Below are 18441 nucleotides of genomic sequence, written 5' to 3'. Positions count from 1 at the left end.
TCAGTGCGCCACGGCTGCTGCGCCGTGCTCGTCGATGAGGGCTCCGGTGACGAAGCGCTCCAGGGAGAAGGGTTCGTTAAGGGCGTGCGGCTGGTCGTTGGCGATCGTGTGGGCGAAGGCCCAGCCGGCGCCAGGGGTTCCCTTGAAGCCGCCGGTGCCCCAGCCGCAGTTGACATACACGTTGTCCAGCGGGGTCTTGCCCACGATCGGCGAGGCGTCGTTGGTGGTATCCACGATGCCGCCCCAGGTGCGCAGCAGGTGCGCCCGGGCAAAGATCGGGAACAGCTCAACCGCGGCAGCCATCTGGTGCTCGATCACGTGGAAGGAGCCGCGCTGGCCGTAGCCGTTGTAGGAGTCGATGCCTGCGCCCATCACCAGTTCGCCCTTGTGCGCCTGGGAAACGTAGACGTGCACGTGGTTGGACATCACCACAGTGGGGTGGACCATCTCGTGCAGTTCCGACACCAGCGCCTGCAGCGGGTGGGACTGGATGGGCAGGTCGAAGCCTGCCAGCTTGGCCAGGACGCTTGAGTGGCCTGCGGCGCAAAGCGCAACCTTGCCGGTGTTGATGGTTCCGCGGTTGGTCTTGACGCCCGTGATGCGGTTGCCGTCCTTGATGAAGCCGGTGACTTCACAGTTCTGGATGATGTGCACACCCATTTCGTCGGCTTTACGGGCGAAGGCCCAGGCGACGTGGTCGTGCTTCGCGATGCCGGCACGCGGCTGGAAGGTTCCGCCAAGGATCGGGTAGCGGATCTTGTCGCTGGTGTTGATGATCGGGCAGACTTCCTTGACCTGCTCCGGAGTCAGCCACTCGGCGTCCACGCCGTTGAGCCTGTTGGCGTTGACGCGCCGAGTGGAGTCGCGGACGTCCTGAAGAGTGTGGTCCAGGTTGAGCACACCGCGCTGGCTGAACAGGAAGTCGTACTCGAGCTCCTCGGGCAGCTGCTCCCACAGCTTCAGCGAGTGCTCGTAAATGGCGGCACTTTCATCCCAGAGGTAGTTGGAGCGGATGATCGTTGTGTTGCGGGCCATGTTGCCGCCGGCCAGCCAACCCTTTTCGAGGATGGCGATATTTGTCATGCCGTGGTTCTTGGCAAGGTAGTAAGCCGTGGCCAGGCCGTGCCCGCCGCCGCCGATGATCACTGCATCGTAAGAGGGCTTCGGGTCCGGGTTGTGCCAGAGGAAATCCGGGTGCTCCGGCAGGTGTCCAGTCGTCATCACTCAGCTCCGTTTTCCTGGGAGAGGTTGGGGTAGAGCGGGAATTTTTCGGCGAGGTTCTCAACCCGCTGGCGGAGGGCGGCTGCGGTCTCGTCGGTGAATTCGCGCTTCAGGGCGGTGGCGATGATCTCTGCGACCTCGGTGAATTCGGCCTTGCCGAAGCCACGCGTGGCCAAGGCCGGTGTGCCGATGCGCAGGCCAGAGGAGACCATCGGGGGGCGCGGGTCGAACGGCACCGCGTTGCGGTTGACCGTGATGCCGATCCGGTGCAGGCGGTCCTCGCCCTGCTGGCCGTCCAGTTCGGAGTTGCGCAGGTCCACCAGGACCAAGTGGACGTCGGTACCGCCGTTCACCACGGAAACGCCGGACTCGGCGACGTCGGCAGCAAGCAGGCGCTCGGCAATGATGCGGGCGCCTTCGAGGGTGCGCTCCTGCCGCTCACGGAAGGCCGGCTCCGCAGCCATCTTGAAGGCGACAGCCTTGGCAGCGATGACGTGCTCAAGCGGGCCGCCCTGCTGCCCGGGGAAGACAGCCGAGTTGATCTTCTTGGCGATGTCGGCGTCGTTCGTGAAAATGACGCCACCGCGCGGACCGCCCAGCGTCTTGTGGGTGGTGGTGGTGACGACGTGGGCGTGGGGCACCGGGTTGGGGTGCAGCCCGGCGGCGACCAGCCCTGCGAAGTGGGCCATGTCCACCATGAGGTAGGCACCCACGAGGTCTGCGATGCGACGGAACTCCGCGAAATCGAGCTGGCGGGAGTAGGCGGACCAGCCGGCGACGATGAGCTTCGGCTTGTGCTCCAGGGCCAGCGCCTCGACATCCGCCATGTTGATCAGCAGGTCATCCTCGCGGACGCCGTACGGGACCACCTTGTAGAGCTTGCCGGAGAAGTTGATGCGCATGCCGTGGGTCAGGTGCCCGCCGTGGGCCAGGTTCAGGCCCAGGATGGTGTCGCCAGGGTTGAGCAGCGCGAACATTGCTGCTGCGTTGGCCTGGGCACCGGAGTGGGGCTGGACGTTGGCGAACTCAGCGCCAAACAGTGCCTTGACACGGTCGATGGCAAGCTGCTCAACGACGTCGACGTGCTCGCACCCACCGTAGTAGCGCTTGCCCGGGTAGCCTTCGGCGTACTTGTTGGTCAGGACCGAGCCCTGCGCCTGCATCACAGCAGTGGGGGCAAAGTTCTCGGACGCGATCATCTCCAACGTGCCCTGCTGGCGCTGCAGCTCGCGCTCCACAGCGGCGTGGATTTCGGGATCGTACTCGGCCAGCGAACGGGTAAGAATATCGACCATCGATGACTCCTAAGACTCGGCTAATATCGGGTTGATATATTAGTTCTGGTTGCCAAGTATGCTACGTCACAAGTTGGGTGTCAACAGGCCTTATGCCGCGTCAGCCAAGCCGGCACTGGAGGGGGCATGGATACGACTGGATGCCAAGGGAGGATGCTTGCTAGGAAGCGAAAAGGGCAGTACGGACTGCCTTCTCAAAACCGTCAACATGCACTCGGGCAAGCTCCGCTGCCCTTGCCTCGTCACCGTCGATAACGGCCTCCAGGAGGTCCAGGTGCTCATGGACGTGCCGGGAGAGGTTCGGCAGCCGATCAAGCACCATGCACCAGATGCGCGTGGCCAGGTTGTCGTACCGGATCAGGATGTCTTCAAGATGCGGATTCCCCGCGGCGGCATAAATGCCTTGGTGGACGCTCGCGTCCAGGCGAAGCGTTTCCACTACGGAGGCTTTGTCCACATCGAAGGACTCCACGGCCTTTTTGACCAGCCTGAGCTGTTCCCTGATGGCCGGCGTCGCCACCCGGGCCGCGCGGGAAGCCGCCAACGGTTCAAGTTGGGTGCGAATCTCGGAAATGAACGCAAGGTCGGTGACTTCAACGCGCGTGGCAAAAGTTCCGCGCCGTGGGTATGTGACCACAAGACGGTCCAGCTCAAGCCGCTTCAGTGCTTCACGAACAGGAGTGCGGCCAACGCCAAGGTCCTTCGCGAGCGCATCGTCATGCAGCAGTTCGCCCGGTTTGATATCCAGGATCAGGAGTCTGTCGCGGATCCGCTCGTAGGCAATGTCCGCCAAAGACTTGGGAACTGCGGTCTCAGTTGCCGCCAAAGCTTCGAATGCCACGGTACCGCCTTTTCCTGTCGATCCAATCAGACTATTGACCCCGTCCTTTTTATGAGTATACGCTATTCTCGAATCTGATATATCAGTCCATTACTGCAAAATATATCTTTAGGAGGAGACGTGACACTGGTGGAAGCCAACCCGATTTCACACACACTTCCGCAGGCCGATGCCTCTGGAGAGCCCCAGGCCCGCAAGTTCGTCCTCACACTGTCGTGCAACGAACGCGCAGGTATTGTCCAAGCCGTAACCACGTTCCTCTTCGAGCGCGGTTTCAACATCGAAGAGCACCAGCAGTTCGACGACGGACTCCGGCAGACCCTGCACCTGCGCACCGCATTCTCCGGCTCGGCCGAATACTCGCCTGAGCGGCTGGAGAAGGAGTTCCAGTCCGTCGCAGAACGCTTTGACATGAAGTTCGACTTCTACGACGAGACCAAGCAGCGCGTCCTGGTGATGGTGTCCAAGTTCGGACACTGCCTCAACGACCTTATCTTCAGGTGGCGTGGCGGCAGCTTGGGCGGCGACTTGGTCCTGGTGGTTTCAAACCACGAAACGCACCGGGCCATGGCGGAGGCCGCCGGCCTCCCCTTTGTGCACATTCCGGTCACGGCCGAAACAAAGGCCGACGCCGAAAAGCGCCTGCTCGAGCTCGTCGACGAATACAACATCGACCTTGTTGTGCTGGCCCGCTACATGCAGGTCCTCTCCGACGAGCTGTGCCGCTCCCTTGAGGGCCGGGCCATCAACATCCACCACTCGTTCCTGCCGGGCTTCAAGGGCGCACGCCCCTACCACCAGGCCTACGACCGAGGCGTGAAGCTTGTCGGCGCAACGGCCCACTATGTAACAGCTGACCTCGATGAGGGTCCGATCATCGAACAGGAAGTCATCCGGGTGGACCACAGCTACGGTCCGTCCGCGCTCTCCACGGTAGGACAGGACGCCGAAGCGCTGGCATTGTCCCGTGCCGTTCGCTGGCACTGCCAACACCGAGTACTGCTGGACCAGCACAGCACCGTGGTCTTCCGCTAAGGCCCGAAGTTTCAAGAACGCAGCAGAGCCACACACGAGATTTCAGGAGAACCCATGGCATCGACGCCACGCATCGTAATCATCGGAGCCGGCATCGTCGGCACCAACCTGGCCGATGAGCTTGTTAGCCGGGGATGGAACAACATCACGGTCCTGGACCAAGGCCCTCTGAACATGCCGGGAGGTTCCACTTCCCACGCTCCGGGGCTGGTCTTCCAGACCAACCCGTCAAAGACCATGGCCACCTTCGCCAAGTACACGGTGGAGAAGCTGCTGTCCCTCACCGAGGACGGCGTCAGCTGCTTCAACCAGGTGGGCGGCCTGGAGGTCGCTACAACCGAGACCCGGCTGAATGACCTGAAGAGGAAGCTGGGTTACGCGTCCTCCTGGGGAATCGAAGGCAAGATCCTGTCCCCTGCTGAGTGCAAGGAGCTCTACCCACTCCTGAATGAAGACGACGTCTTGGGCGGCCTGCACGTCCCCAGCGACGGTTTGGCCAGCGCCGCACGGGCTGTGCAGCTCCTGATCAAACGCACGGAGGCCGCAGGCGTCAAGTACCTCGGCAACACCGCAGTCACCGGGATCGAACATTCCGATCGCCGCGTCACCGGAGTCCAGACCTCCGAGGGTGTTATCCCTGCGGACATCGTGGTCTCCTGCGCTGGCTTCTGGGGAGCCAAGATCGGCGCCATGATCGGCATGTCCGTCCCGCTGCTCCCACTGGCACACCAGTACGTCAAGACCACGCCGGTCCCGGCCCAGAAGGGCAAGAACGAGCTGCCGAACGGCGCCAAGCTGCCGATCCTGCGCCACCAGGACCAGGATCTCTACTACCGCGAGCACGGCGAGCGCTACGGCATCGGCTCCTACGCGCACCGTCCCATGCCGGTGGATGTCGACGAGCTGGGATCTTTCACTCCGGAGTCCATCAGCGAACACAACATGCCCTCCCGGCTTGAATTCACTGTGGAGGACTTCCTTCCGGCCTGGGAAGCAACCAAGCGCTTGCTTCCGGACCTGGCGGAAAGCGACATCGAAGACGGTTTCAACGGCATCTTCTCCTTCACCCCGGACGGCGGACCGCTGGTTGGCGAGTCCAAGGAACTCGACGGCTTCTACGTGGCGGAGGCCGTGTGGGTGACGCACTCCGCAGGCGTTGCCCGCGCCGTCGCGGAGCTGCTGACCACCGGCAAGTCCCAGATCGACCTCGGCGAATGCGACATCCACCGCTTCGAAGAAGTCCAGCTGACGGACGAATACGTCAGCGAAACGTCGCAGCAGAACTTTGTGGAGATCTACGACGTGCTTCACCCGCTTCAGCCCAAGCTGTCCCCGCGCAACCTTCGCGTCAGCCCGTTCCACGCCCGCCAGAAGGAGCAGGGAGCATTCTTCCTGGAGTCCGGCGGATGGGAACGCCCCTACTGGTTCGAGGCCAACGCCGCGTTGCTGAAGGAAATGCCCGCCGAGTGGCTGCCGCCGGCACGCGACGCCTGGTCCCAGATGTTCAGCTCGCCCATTGCGGCCGCTGAAGCGTGGAAGACCCGCACTGCCGTCGCTATGTACGACATGACTCCGCTCAAGCGCCTGGAAATCTCTGGCCCTGGTGCCCTGAAGCTGCTGCAGGAACTCACCACCGCGGACCTGGACAAGAAGCCGGGCGCAGTGACCTACACCCTGCTGCTGGACCACGCCGGAGGGGTTCGAAGCGACATCACCGTGGCCCGCCTGAGCGAGGACACCTTCCAGCTCGGCGCCAACGGCAACATTGACACCGCCTACTTCGAGCGGGCTGCACGGCACCAGACGGAGAGCGGCTCGGCCAGCGATTGGGTCCAGGTCCGCGACACCACCGGCGGCACCTGCTGCATCGGCCTGTGGGGTCCCCTTGCCCGCGACCTTGTAAGCACCATCAGCAACGACGACTTCTCCAACGACGGTCTCCGCTACTTCCGGTCGAAGAAGGTAGTCATCGGCGGCATCCCGGTCACTGCGATGCGCCTGTCCTACGTGGGCGAATTGGGCTGGGAGCTTTACACCAGCGCTGACAACGGGCAGCGGCTGTGGGACGCCCTGTGGCAGGCCGGACAGCCGTTCGGCGTTATTGCCGCAGGCCGCGCAGCGTTCAGCTCCCTCCGCCTGGAAAAGGGCTACCGCTCCTGGGGAACGGACATGACCACCGAACACGACCCGTTCGAGGCGGGCCTTGGCTTCGCGGTCAAGATGGCCAAGGAGAGCTTCGTTGGCAAGGCTGCGCTGGAAGGCCGCACCGAGGAGGGCTCCGCCCGCCGCCTGCGCTGCCTGACGGTCGACGACGGCCGTTCCATCGTGCTGGGCAAGGAACCTGTCTTCTACAAGGACGCCGCAGTGGGCTACGTGACCAGCGCCGCCTACGGCTACACCGTGCACAAGCCGATCGCGTACGCCTACTTGCCGTCCGCCGTCTCGCTCGGTGACTCGGTGGAAATCGAATACTTCGGCCGGCGGATCACCGCAACCGTCACCGAAGAGCCGCTGTACGACCCGCAAATGACCCGTCTCCGCGGCTAACGGCGGATCCGCCAACAGCCCGTAGGAATCAAACAGCGCGCGGCCCGGACTCATCCCTCGCAACCCGAGTCCGGGCCGCGCGCATCTCCGCCCTGCCCATCCACAGCATTCTCCAGCCTAGGAATGGACTCATGATCAGCTCAGAAACCATTGCCGACTACCTCGGCAGGCTCGCATCGCGCCAGCCCACTCCGGGTGGCGGTGCAGCCGCAGCCCTCCACGCCGCGCAAGGGGCCGCCCTTGTCGCCATGGTGGCCAGATACACCACCGGCGGCAAGTACGAACAGCACGCGGACACCGTTGCGCAAATCGTCTCCGGCGCCGAAAAGCTCATCGGCGAAGCCCTTCGCCTGGCCGACGCGGACGAACATGCCTTCCAGGACGTCATCGACTCCTACAAGCTTCCCGCCGGCAACGAGGCCGAGCGGACCACCAAGGCCCAGGCCATCCAGGACGCCCTCATCCAAGCGGCCCAGCCGCCGGCGCTGCTCATCGACCTGGCGGGTTCCGTCGTCGAACTTGCCACCGAACTCTTTGAGATCGCCAACCCGAACGTGATCAGCGACGTCGCCGCTGCCGCCGACGCCGCCCGTGCGGCGGCCACCACCGCGCGGGTCAACATTGACATCAACGTGGTCGCCATCAAGGATGCCGACGCCAAGACCGCCCTGGCCGAAAAAACAAACGGCCTCGAAGAGAAGGTCGTCCTGGCTGCGGATTCCCTTGTGCAGCGGGTACGCGAAAGGATCCTTCGATGACCGCCACCCCGCTGCCCGGCAAAGACCTGGCGAGGCTCATCAAGGAGAAGGCCAAGGCCGAAGCCAAGGCACTCGTGGAAGAAGGCCTGCGCCCCACGCTTGCCGTGGTGGTCGCCACGGACGACGGCTCCACGCACTGGTACGTCCGTTCCATCGAGCGCGCTGCCGAAGCCGCGGGTATAGCCTGCCGCCTCGTTGACCTCGGTCCCGATGCCACGGAGCAGGTCCTCATCAGGGTTCTGGACGACCTCAGCGCGGAGCCGTCGGTGAATGGAATCATCCTCCAGACTCCGCTGCCGGCCGGCGTACGCGTGGACGAACTCGTCCGGCACATCGCGCCGGAAAAGGACATCGACGGCGCCAACCCCCTCAGCCTGGGCCTCCTCGCCGTCGGTCAGCCGGCGTTCGCGCCCGCTACGGCAAGGGCCGTCATCGAAATGCTGGACCACTTCGAGGTTCCCGTCGCGGGCCGCAACGTTGTGGTCGTGGGCCGCTCGGCCGTCGTCGGGAAGCCCCTGGCGCTGCTCCTGCTGAAGAAGGACGCCACGGTGACCATCTGCCATTCCCGCTCCGGCGCGCTGGACAAATACACCAAGGACGCCGACGTCGTAGTCGTGGCGGCCGGGCGCCCCGGCCTGCTCACCGGTGGCCAGGTTTCCAGCCGCTCCGTGGTCATCGACGTCGGCACGAACGTCTTGGCAGACGGCTCGCTGACCGGCGACGTTGACGCCCCAAGCGTCAGCGCCGTGGCGGCATCCCTGACGCCCGTTCCCGGCGGCGTCGGAACCGTCACTACGTCGCTTCTCTTGCTGCACACAACCGCCGCCGCCCGGGAGCAGTCAAGCTCCTTGGTGCCCGGGGCGGTTGCGTGAGCCGGGGGCATCATGACTTACGGCAGCGGTAACGGCCGGAAGAGTACGACGGCGGTGGTCCCGGATTGGCGGGAACTGGCACCGGGCGATCTTGTCACCGTTGTGGATTCACATTCCGTGCTACACAGCGGTTGGATCGACGACGTGACGGAAGACGGCTCGGTGTTGTGGCTGGTCCAAGTGGGTGGCCGCGGGCGGAAGATGTTTCTCCGTGAGGACGGTGGCCTGGTCACGATGGATACGGTGCCGAGCGAAACTGCCCCCGTGGCTGGGGCGCGCGCAAACGCATAGACCTGCCCTTACTGCAGCGGATGCCCCATCTTCCGGGCATCCGCCAGTGGGGGGCTTGGCGTGCGTTTATTTTGTTAGAGGACCCCGCGGATAAGGTTCTCGAAGTCGGAGACGTGCTTGGTCGTCAGTCGTGCTGCTTCGTCGGCTTCGCCGTCCGAGATCCGCTCCAGAAGCTCAATGTGCTGGGCGATGTGTTCGGAAACCGGCGGGAGTTTCTCCAGCACCAGGCTCCAGATGCGCGTCGCCAGGTTGTCGTACCGGATCAGGACGTCTTCCATGTGCCGGCTACCCGTGGCACGGTAGATGGTCCGGTGCACACGCATGTCCAGGCGCATGAGGTCGCGCTGGGATTGCCGGCTGGCCAGGATTTGCTCCACCTCGCGGGCGAACTCCTTGAGTTCCTGCCGTGTTCGCGGCGATGCCATCCTGGCGGCGCGGGCGGAAGCAGCCGGCTCCAGGAGTTGGCGGATCTCTGAAATCTCGGCCAGGTCGGTGATATCGACTCCGGCTGCGAAAGTCCCGCGACGGGGATAGGCCACCACCAGGTGGTCGCTTTCCAGGCGCTTCATGGCTTCGCGGATCGGCGTCCTTCCAACGCCCAGGCGCCGGGAGATTAGGTCATCGTTCAGCGGTTCGCCCGGTTTGATGTCCAGCACGATCAGCTCATCGCAGAGAACCCGGTATGCGTAGTCGGCATACGATTCGTCTTCCTGCCTGGGCGGCAGATCCGACTCCCCAATCTCCACTGCTATCTCACCGATGCCTTTCACCTGGCGCCTTCTTCCACCTTGGACAGAGCCTTGACTCGGCGGCTCTGTGAACATAATATTCCTACAACTGATATATCAATACTTTGCAATAAAAATGTCAAGCTGTCTTTCGTTGCCAATATAAGATGGCCCACCTGCGAGAATCAGTAAGACACCCGGACGCCACCTGGGCCGGACAATGTCACGGAGGGAACAATGAGCACGGAACCTCAGGGGATGCTGCGACTGGAAGTCGTGCCCTCCCGCGACCTTGCCGCCCAGCTTCCCCCTATCTACCAAGCACCAGGCGCAGTGAGCATCACCTGCCTGCCCCACCATGGCCCGTCCAAGACTGTCGAGGCTGCCGTTGAACTGGCAGCGATGGGTTACCACGCAGTTCCCCACCTGGCCGCCCGGAGCGTAACCAGCCGTGCCGAACTGCACGGTTTCCTGGAGCAATTGGGCCAGGCCGGGGTCACGGAGTTGTTCCTGATCGCCGGGGATCGCCGTGGACCCGCCGGACCGTACTCCTGGAGCGGTCCGCTGATTGACGATGTCAAGGCCTTCTCACCCGAGTTCTCGGTAGGTGTTGCCGGTTATCCGGAAGGACACCCCGGCCTGACTCCCCAGCAGCTCCGCAATGGATTGGAGCGGAAGTCGCCCCAGGCTGCATCGCTGGTCACCCAGATGTGCTTTTCCGCCGATGCGATCTCCCGCTATTTCGACAGTCTTCGCCAACAAGGATTTGAACTGCCCGTGTGGGTTGGAGTCCCTGGACCAATTACCGTCAAGAAGCTTGTATCGATGGGGGCCCGCTTGGGCGTGGGACGCTCCCTGAAGCTCGCCCGCGGGACTGGCCTTGCCAGGGCCTTGTGGCGACGCAGCGATTTCGCCCATTTCGATAGCAACCGACTGATCCGGGACATCCACGGCAGATTGGGCGGGCACCCGCTGTTCGCGGGCTTCCACCTATATACCTTTAATGACTTGCAGCGGCTGCCGGCCCTTTTGGATGGGCTGCCGAAACCTGTGAAACCCACCCATCCCGGGCCCGGCGAAGCGCGCCCCCTCTACCTGGCCCAGACCTGAAGGGACCACGATGGCATCCAAAGCCCCCCGTGACAACATCGACGAGTCGAAGCTGACCGTCACCAAGCCGAAGACCAAGGCGGTCGGAATCCCGGCGGTAACCAACGCCCTGAAGATCTCGCTTGAGCAGATGGGCCCGCTGCGCAGTGTCCAGACGCTCATGGCCGTGAACCAGATTGACGGATTCGACTGCATGGGCTGCGCCTGGCCCGAGCACGACAAGCGCCACAAGGCGGAGTTCTGCGAAAACGGCGCTAAAGCCGTTGCGGAGGAAGCTACACGAAGGCGGGTCTCGCCGGAATTCTTCGAAACATATTCCGTTGCTGAGCTGAAGACGCGGGACGACTACTGGCTGGGACAGCAAGGACGCTTGACCCACCCCATGGTCCTGGATGAAGGGGCAACGCACTACCGGCCAATCGAATGGGACGATGCGCTGGAAATAATCGCCCAGGAGATCAGGGCGATGGACAACCCGGACCAAGCGATCTTCTACACCTCGGGACGCACCTCCAACGAGGCCGCCTTTGCGTACCAGCTGCTGGTACGCGGCGTGGGGACGAACAACCTTCCCGACTGCTCGAACATGTGCCATGAGTCCTCCGGGTCCGCACTGGTTGAAACCATCGGAATCGGAAAGGGCTCAGTAAGCCTCACTGACCTTGAAACTGCATCCCTGATCTTTGTGGCGGGCCAAAACCCCGGCACCAACCACCCTCGAATGCTCAGCGCCCTGGAGAAAGCCAAGAAGAACGGCGCAGCGATCATTTCCGTGAATCCTCTCCCCGAGGCCGGATTGCTGAAGTTCGAGAACCCGCAGACCGTGTCTGGCGTACTCGTTGGCACCGAACTGACGGACGATTTCCTGCAGATCAGGGCCGGTGGCGACCAGGCCTTGTTCCAGGGACTCGGGAAGTACCTGCTGGAAGCGGAGCGCGCGGGGCGGAACACGCCCGGACTGGAGACGGTCCTTGACCACCACTTCATCAGGAATCACACCGTGGGCATCGAGCCCTACCTGCAGCAGCTGGAGCAGGTCGAATGGGATGAAATCGTTGAAGCGACGGGACTGACCCGGGAGCAGCTCAACGCCACCGGTGAACGCCTGCTTGCCTCGAACGCCACAATCGTCTGCTGGGCGATGGGCCTGACCCAGCACAAGCACTCCGTTCCCACTCTCCGGGATGTTGTTAACGTCCTTCTCCTGCAGGGGAACATCGGCAAGCCTGGTGCGGGTGTGTGTCCCGTCCGCGGACATTCCAACGTCCAGGGAGACCGGACAATGGGCATCTTCGAAAAAATGCCGGAGAAGTTCCACGACAAGCTGGACCTGGAATTCCAGTTCCAGTCGCCGCGCGCCCACGGCTACGACACGGTAGCCGCGATCCGGGCCATGCGGGACGGCAAGGCTCGCGTTTTCGTCGGGATGGGCGGCAATTTCGTCAAGGCAGCTCCAGACACTGAAATCACGGAACAGGCCCTGGCGAACACCAACCTCACCGTGCAGATTTCAACCAAGCTGAACTACTCCCACCTTGCCGTGGGCAAGCGCGCGCTGATCCTTCCGACACTTGGCCGGACCGAGCGGGACGCCCAGCGCAGCGGCGACCAGCGGGTCACTGTGGAGGACTCGATGAGCGCAGTCCATGCCTCCCGTGGCCGACTGAAGCCCGCCAGCGATCTCCTCAAGTCAGAGGTGGCCATTGTGTGCGAGCTGGGCCACAAGTTGTTCACGGACGCCAACGGCACTCCTCTTGCCAATACCCCCAAGGTGGACTGGCTTGCGCTCAGGGACGACTATTCCTTGATCAGGAAGCACATCGAGGCGGTTATCGACGGCTTTGAGAACTTCGAGGAACGGATCCAAAACCCGGGAGGCTTCGTCCTGCCCCACCCGCCACGGGATAACCGCGAGTTCGCCACGGCTTCAGGCAAGGCCCACTTCACGGGCAACCACCTGGAGTACCTACGCGTCCCCGAAGGAAGGCTGATCCTGCAGACCCTTCGCTCGCACGACCAGTACAACACCACCATCTACGGCAAGGACGACCGCTACCGCGGCATCCACAATGGCCGCAGGGTGGTCCTGGTCAACGAAAACGACGTGGCAGAACTGGGCTTCCGTGACGGGGACATGGTCCATCTGATCTCCGAATTCCAAGGCACCGAGCGCCGGGCCGAGAACTTCCGGATCGTCACCTACTCCACGCCGAAGGGTTGTGCTGCCGCGTACTACCCCGAGACCAACGTGCTGGTTCCACTGGACTCTGTGGCGGACACCAGCGGCACCCCGACGTCCAAGTCAGTCATCGTTCGGCTCGAACCCGCCAAGGCAACAGTCAATGCTTGACGAAGTAGTAACAGCGCATGCGGACCAGAACGTCGACGGGAAGCGCGGCGTTGACCAACCACGTGTTGAACGGGCTGTCCGGGAATTCCTCCTCGCCATCGGGGAGGACCCGGACAGGTCAGGGCTTTCAGATACACCCGCCAGGGTTGCCCGGGCCGCCGCGGAAATGTATGGCGGCCTGCACGAAGACCCCTTGGACATCCTGGACAAGACCTTCGACCTGGGCCACGAGGAACTGGTCATCGTCAAGGACATACCGTTCTACAGCACTTGTGAGCACCATCTGGTGCCGTTCCACGGCGTTGCCCACGTGGGCTACATTCCGTCGTCGGAGGGTTTGGTGACTGGCCTCAGCAAGTTGGCCAGGCTTGTGGACGCCTTTGCCCGCAGGCCACAAGTCCAGGAACGGTTGACCACCCAGGTGGTCGATGCACTGGTCACGGCGCTGCGCCCGCTCGGGGCGATTGTCGTCGTCGAATGCGAACATCTGTGCATGTCCATGCGCGGGGTGCGGAAACCGGGCGCCAAGACCATTACTTCCGCTGTTCGCGGCGAGCTCCGGCTACCGGCTGCCCGGGCCGAAGCGCTAAGCCTGATTCTGGGACGATAGCCGAAGACGCAGCGTCAAGCAGGGTGCCTTTCCAGAAGCCAATGGATTGATAACCTCCAAAGGGTTCCCTCTGATATATCTTTACCGCTATATTCGACATATCAGTGCTGCGAACCCTTTTTCGGGTGGCACCAGAACAGCCACCACAGAGCCTAACGACCCATCGCAGAGTCGTTCACGTCTCCCCAAAAAAGGGGATTTGACCAGATCCAACCGCAACAAAGCAGGACAGCACACCACCAAACCACTGCTAGAAAGGAGAGTTCCATGTCCGATATCACCCAAGCCCAAGCCGACGCCGTGCTCGCTGCTGCGCGCGACGCCGCCAAGGAAAACGGCACGGCTATGAACATCGCCGTCGTGGATGCCGGCGGCAACGTCAAGGCGTTCACCCGCATGGACGGCGCCTGGCTCGGAAGTATCGACATTTCCATCAGGAAAGCCCGCACCGCGCGCTACTTCGACATGGCCACCGGTTCAATCGGTGAATTGTCGCAACCGGGTGGCCCACTCTACAACATCGAAGTGTCCAATGGAGGCCTCATCACTTTCCCGGGCGGTGTTCTGCTGAAGGGCTCCAACGGGGACATCATTGGCGCCATCGGCGTCAGCGGAAGCACGGTAGAAAACGACCACGCCGTCGCAACCGCGGGCGCATCTGCCCAGTTGTAATTCGTGCGGGAGGCCGGCGCTCCACGGCCTCCCGCCGCTCGGCCACTTCTTCTTCGAAGAGCTGGCCAGGCTCGTTGCCCGTGAAAGGTGTTTCGGTGGCCGATACCTGGGGAGGTAATTGCCGAAACACCGCTCTCGGGCAACGAACCAAATAACCAACAGCATTCCCTGAGGAGGGACCATGTCAGGTAACAGAGCAGTTGCTTACAAGGAACCCGGCGTCGTGGAGGTCATCGACACGGACTATCCGACGTTCGAACTGAAGGACGGCCCGGGTGTAAACCAGGCCAACGTGGGCCGCAAAGTCCCGCACGGGGCGATCCTGCGGACCGTGACCACCAACATCTGCGGCTCGGACCAGCACATGGTCCGCGGCCGCACCACCGCGCCCCGCGACCTCGTCCTGGGCCATGAAATCACCGGCGAAGTGGTGGAAGTGGGCCCGGACGTCGAATTCATCAAGGTCGGGGACATCGTCTCCGTCCCGTTCAACATCTCCTGCGGCCGCTGCCGCAACTGCAAGGAACGCAAAACCGGGATCTGCCTGAACGTCAACCCGGACCGGCCCGGCAGTGCCTACGGCTACGTGGACATGGGCGGCTGGGTAGGCGGGCAGGCCGAATACGTGCTGGTCCCCTACGCCGACTGGAACCTGCTGAAGTTCCCGGACCGGGACCAGGCCCTGGAAAAGATCATGGACCTGACCATGCTCTCGGACATCTTCCCCACCGGCTTCCACGGCGCCGTCACCGCAGGCGTGGGCGTCGGCTCTACTGTTTACATCGCCGGCGCCGGTCCCGTCGGCCTCGCCGCGGCCGTTGGCGCGCAGTTGCTGGGCGCCGCCGTCGTGATTGTTGGTGACATGAATGAGGACCGGCTCGCCCAGGCCCGCTCCTTCGGCTGCGAAACCGTCAACGTCACCAAGGGCGACCCCAAGGACCAGATCGAACAGATCCTGGGCGTGCCCGAAGTGGACTGCGGCGTTGACGCCGTCGGCTTCGAAGCCCGCGGCCACGGCAAGGACGCCTCGCACGAAGCCCCGGCCACCGTGCTGAACTCCCTCATGGACATCACCGCCGCCGGCGGCGCGCTGGGCATCCCCGGCCTCTACGTCACCGGCGACCCTGGCGGCATCGACGAGGCTGCGCGGCACGGCTCGCTGTCCCTGTCCCTGGGCACCGGCTGGGCCAAGTCCCTGTCCTTCACCACCGGCCAGTGCCCCGTCATGAAATACAACCGGCAACTCATGATGGCCATCCTGCACGACAAGGTCCAGATCGGTAAGGCCGTCAACGCCAAAGCCATCTCCCTCGACGACGCTCCCCGGGGCTACGCCGAATTCGACGCTGGCGCCGCCACCAAGTACGTCCTCAACCCCAACGGCTACGTCAAGGCCTAGCAAACAGGCAGGACTGCAAAGCTGGGAAACCTCCTCTGCGATCTGGTGCGGGGGCGACCAAAAGGTCGCCCCCGCATTTGCCTCCCTCCCAAAACGGAAATCACAGAAATGCCCCTCCAGGAATCAGATTCGCTGAGTGCAGCGCCTTCGAGCAGCGCGGCCCTCACTGGCTCAAGTACGACGACGTCAGCCACCACGGCGTGCAAGTCCACTTCCACGTGGGCTGAGGCGCGTCGGGTGGCTTTTGAGTGTGCGTCGCCTGTTCCGGCAGCTCCGCTTCCGCTCGGCGATGCGATTGGCCGGATCCTGGCCGTGGACGTGGTGGCGGAGCAGGATCTGCCCCACTATGCTTCCTCGGCGATGGACGGCTGGGCAATCAACGGAGCCGGGCCGTGGTCCCTACAGGAGCCGACAGCTCTGGCGGTGCAGGGCGGATTGCTGGCTGGTCAAGCTTGTCCGATTGTCACAGGCGGGCTGGTTCCTGCTGGAGCCACCGCAGTGCTGCGCAGCGAGAGCGGGCGGGTCGGAAGAGACGACGACGGTCTTCCGGTGTTGACGCTCGGTGAGGGAGCCAGGCCGGGTGAGCCGGGCAACGGTCAGCACATTCGTCCGGCCGGTGAGGAAGCCGCCGCTGGGGAGGTCCTGATTTCCGCGGGGACTGTGTTGAATCCGGTGCATGTGGCTCTGGCGGCGGTGGCCGGGCTGGATGAGGTTCAGGTTTTGGGCAAACCGGTGGTGAAGCTTGTACTGACGGGTTCGGAGGTGGTGACTTCCGGGGTTCCGGAGCCGGGCCGCGTACGGGATACCTTCGGGCCGCAGCTCGGTGCGGTGGTTGGGATGCTGGGCGGGATTCCGGCCGGGCAGCTCAGGGTGGGGGACTCGTATGACGAGTGGCTGGCCGCATTGCAGGATACCCCGACGCCGGAAGACACGGCGGGGGAAGGCACCGCGGCGTCCCGGGACGAGGTGTCGGAGGGTGGCGGTCCGGCCTGGCAGGCAGGGCCCGGTGGGCAGCTTGCCGACGTCGTGATCACCACCGGTGGTACTGGCAGGTCCGGGACGGACCATTTCCGTGCGGCGATCGCTGCGCTGGGCGGGCGGTTGCTGATCGACGGGATCGCGATGCGGCCGGGGCACCCCGCGGTGCTGGCGGAGCTGCCGGACGGCAGATTCGTGGTGGGGCTGCCGGGGAATCCGTTGGCGGCGATGATGGCACTGTTCACTATCGCCGGACCGCTGCTGGCCGCCCTGGGCCACGGGAACATGCCCGACGTCGGGGAGGTGCCGTGCGGGGTGACGATCGATCCGGATCCGGGACGGACCCGGTTGATGCCGTTCCGTCTGGTGTACGGGCTCGCGTCCCCGGCCCAGCACTCCGCTGCGGGGATGATGCGCGGTCTGGCCTCCGCCGATGGCGTGATGGTGGTCCCACCGCACGGCGTCCAACTGGGGGAGCCGGTTCCGGCAGTCCCCCTTCCCTGGTTCACAGCGGGCCAGGGTCAGCCCCTCATCAATTTCGGAAGGCGCCAATCATGGGACGTGTGATTCAGCGGCGGAAGGTTCATCGGTTTTTGTTGGATGGTTCGGATGCTGCGTTGGAGATTCCGGTGCGGTTCCGGGAGGATGTGCTGGCGGTGGAGGAGCCGCTGGAGATCCGGGTTGGTGGGTTGTCGTTTGCGGTGACGATGCGCACGCCGGGTGATGATTTTGATCTGGTGGCCGGTTTCCTGGTCTCGGAGGGCGTGATCCGTGAGGCGGCTGAGCTGGTGTCGTTGCGGTTCTGTGCCCGGGAGGATGAGGACGGGCGGCAGACGTTCAATGTGGTGGAGGCGCAGCTGCGCCCGGGGGTGCCGGTGCCGGAGACGGGCCGGAAGGTGTACACGTCCAGTTCGTGCGGGATTTGCGGTACGGATTCGATCGAGGCGGTGCGCAAGACGCTGGCCTTTGACCTGCGTCGGGACCTGCTGAGGGTGCCGGTGGATGTGCTGGCCGGGTTGCCCGGCAGGCTGCGGGAGGCGCAGGCGGTGTTTGATAAGACCGGCGGTGTGCATGCCGCGGGGCTGTTCCGGATCGGCGGGCGCGGGGAGCCGGAGCTGTTGTGCCTGCGGGAGGATGTGGGCCGGCACAATGCGGTGGACAAGGTGGTTGGCTGGGCGTTGCGCCAGGGTGGGCTGCCGTTGTCCGGGACGGTGCTGCAGGTTTCCGGGCGGGCCTCGTTTGAGCTGGTGCAGAAGGCTGCCCTGGCCGGGATTCCGGTGCTGGCCGCGGTGAGCGCCCCGTCCAGCCTGGCCGTGGAGCTGGCCGAGGAAACGGGCCTGACCCTGGTGGGTTTCAGCCGGGGCAGCAGCCTGAATGTCTACGCCGGCAAGGACCGCATCAGCCCCGCCCACAACGGCCCCACAACACCGCCCCGCAACACGGCGACGCTGGAGTGCCGCGCCGTAGCGCAAGGCGACTGACGTCGTCGTAATGGCCCCGTGAACTGACCAAGAAAGCTCAAGTTCCCAACTGATATATCTTTATTGTGATATAGTTGTATCAAGGAAGTCGCTTCCACTGCCGGTGATGATCCAACAACACCCCTTCCGGCCAGTGGGGCGACTTTCCGCTTCTCAGCTCCTTACCCCGGCCTGCTGTGACCAGAATGAATGTGGGGTCAACACCTATTCCGGTCTAGGATCAATCAAACAGAGAGGACGATTCGAACCTCTA

Annotated in this window: 16 protein-coding genes; 12 read left to right on the top strand and 4 right to left on the bottom strand. The window is 63.7% G+C overall.

Annotated features, from left to right (window positions below):
• The 3 genes from LD110_RS17260 to LD110_RS17250 form a co-directional block, all read right to left on the bottom strand.
• Positions 1–1221: a sarcosine oxidase subunit beta family protein gene (locus tag LD110_RS17260; protein ID WP_225500428.1), complete on the bottom strand. Its 1221-nt coding sequence runs from the start codon at positions 1219–1221 to the stop codon at positions 1–3.
• Positions 1221–2516, bottom strand: coding sequence for a serine hydroxymethyltransferase (glyA, locus tag LD110_RS17255; RefSeq protein ID WP_225500425.1), 1296 nt, complete (start codon positions 2514–2516; stop codon positions 1221–1223). The genes LD110_RS17260 and glyA overlap by 1 nt, the downstream gene beginning before the upstream one ends.
• A 160-nt stretch (positions 2517–2676) precedes the next feature.
• The gene (locus tag LD110_RS17250) at positions 2677–3357 is read right to left on the bottom strand and encodes a GntR family transcriptional regulator (RefSeq protein WP_225500423.1); all 681 of its coding nucleotides are present in this window, start codon (positions 3355–3357) and stop codon (positions 2677–2679) included.
• A gap of 129 nt (positions 3358–3486) precedes the next feature.
• Between LD110_RS17250 and purU the strand changes: the two genes are divergently transcribed.
• The 5 genes from purU to LD110_RS17225 all read left to right on the top strand — a co-directional run bounded on the left by purU (position 3487) and on the right by LD110_RS17225 (position 8860).
• A complete protein-coding gene (purU, locus tag LD110_RS17245; RefSeq protein WP_374200359.1) occupies positions 3487–4392 on the top strand; it encodes a formyltetrahydrofolate deformylase in 906 nt (301 codons plus the stop codon).
• Positions 4393–4446: 54 nt separating this feature from the next.
• Complete coding sequence (locus LD110_RS17240; protein WP_225500421.1) at positions 4447–6939, top strand: FAD-dependent oxidoreductase; 2493 nt, start codon at positions 4447–4449, stop codon at positions 6937–6939.
• Positions 6940–7070: 131 nt separating this feature from the next.
• On the top strand, positions 7071–7697 hold the full coding sequence (locus LD110_RS17235) for a cyclodeaminase/cyclohydrolase family protein (RefSeq protein ID WP_225500419.1): 627 nt from the start codon (positions 7071–7073) through the stop codon (positions 7695–7697).
• Positions 7694–8569, top strand: coding sequence for a bifunctional 5,10-methylenetetrahydrofolate dehydrogenase/5,10-methenyltetrahydrofolate cyclohydrolase (locus tag LD110_RS17230; protein ID WP_225500418.1), 876 nt, complete (start codon positions 7694–7696; stop codon positions 8567–8569). Before LD110_RS17235 ends, LD110_RS17230 begins: the two co-directional genes overlap by 4 nt.
• Positions 8570–8581: 12 nt before the next feature.
• Positions 8582–8860, top strand: a complete 279-nt coding sequence (locus LD110_RS17225) for a hypothetical protein (protein ID WP_225500416.1) — start codon at positions 8582–8584, stop codon at positions 8858–8860.
• A 74-nt stretch (positions 8861–8934) separates the two neighbouring features.
• On the opposite strand, the gene LD110_RS17220 is transcribed toward LD110_RS17225, so the two are convergent.
• Positions 8935–9621, bottom strand: a complete 687-nt coding sequence (locus LD110_RS17220; protein WP_225500526.1) for a GntR family transcriptional regulator — start codon at positions 9619–9621, stop codon at positions 8935–8937.
• A 204-nt stretch (positions 9622–9825) separates the two neighbouring features.
• On the opposite strand from LD110_RS17220, the gene LD110_RS17215 reads away from it, so the two are divergent.
• The 7 genes from LD110_RS17215 to fdhD all read left to right on the top strand — a co-directional run bounded on the left by LD110_RS17215 (position 9826) and on the right by fdhD (position 18188).
• Entirely contained in the window at positions 9826–10698 is an 873-nt protein-coding gene (locus tag LD110_RS17215; RefSeq protein WP_225500414.1) for a methylenetetrahydrofolate reductase, read from the top strand.
• Positions 10699–10708: 10 nt separating this feature from the next.
• Positions 10709–13048 (top strand): FdhF/YdeP family oxidoreductase, encoded by a 2340-nt coding sequence (locus tag LD110_RS17210; RefSeq protein ID WP_225500412.1) that lies wholly within the window; start codon positions 10709–10711, stop codon positions 13046–13048.
• A complete protein-coding gene (gene folE / locus LD110_RS17205; RefSeq protein ID WP_225500410.1) occupies positions 13041–13658 on the top strand; it encodes a GTP cyclohydrolase I FolE in 618 nt (205 codons plus the stop codon). Before LD110_RS17210 ends, folE begins: the two co-directional genes overlap by 8 nt.
• Positions 13659–13925: 267 nt before the next feature.
• On the top strand, positions 13926–14330 hold the full coding sequence (locus LD110_RS17200) for a heme-binding protein (protein WP_225500408.1): 405 nt from the start codon (positions 13926–13928) through the stop codon (positions 14328–14330).
• A 181-nt stretch (positions 14331–14511) separates the two neighbouring features.
• Positions 14512–15729, top strand: coding sequence for a formaldehyde dehydrogenase, glutathione-independent (fdhA, locus tag LD110_RS17195; RefSeq protein WP_225500406.1), 1218 nt, complete (start codon positions 14512–14514; stop codon positions 15727–15729).
• Positions 15730–15837: 108 nt separating this feature from the next.
• The gene (locus LD110_RS17190) at positions 15838–17274 is read left to right on the top strand and encodes a molybdopterin molybdotransferase MoeA (RefSeq protein WP_225500404.1); all 1437 of its coding nucleotides are present in this window, start codon (positions 15838–15840) and stop codon (positions 17272–17274) included.
• Positions 17262–18188: a formate dehydrogenase accessory sulfurtransferase FdhD gene (gene fdhD, locus LD110_RS17185; RefSeq protein WP_225500402.1), complete on the top strand. Its 927-nt coding sequence runs from the start codon at positions 17262–17264 to the stop codon at positions 18186–18188. Before LD110_RS17190 ends, fdhD begins: the two co-directional genes overlap by 13 nt.
• Positions 18189–18441 lie beyond the last annotated feature (253 nt).

The sequence above is a fragment of the Arthrobacter sp. M4 genome (assembly GCF_020251205.1).
Lineage (GTDB): Bacteria > Actinomycetota > Actinomycetes > Actinomycetales > Micrococcaceae > Arthrobacter.
The sequence above is the reverse complement of the archived record's forward strand: the minus strand, read 5'-3'. Positions and strand labels throughout refer to the sequence as shown.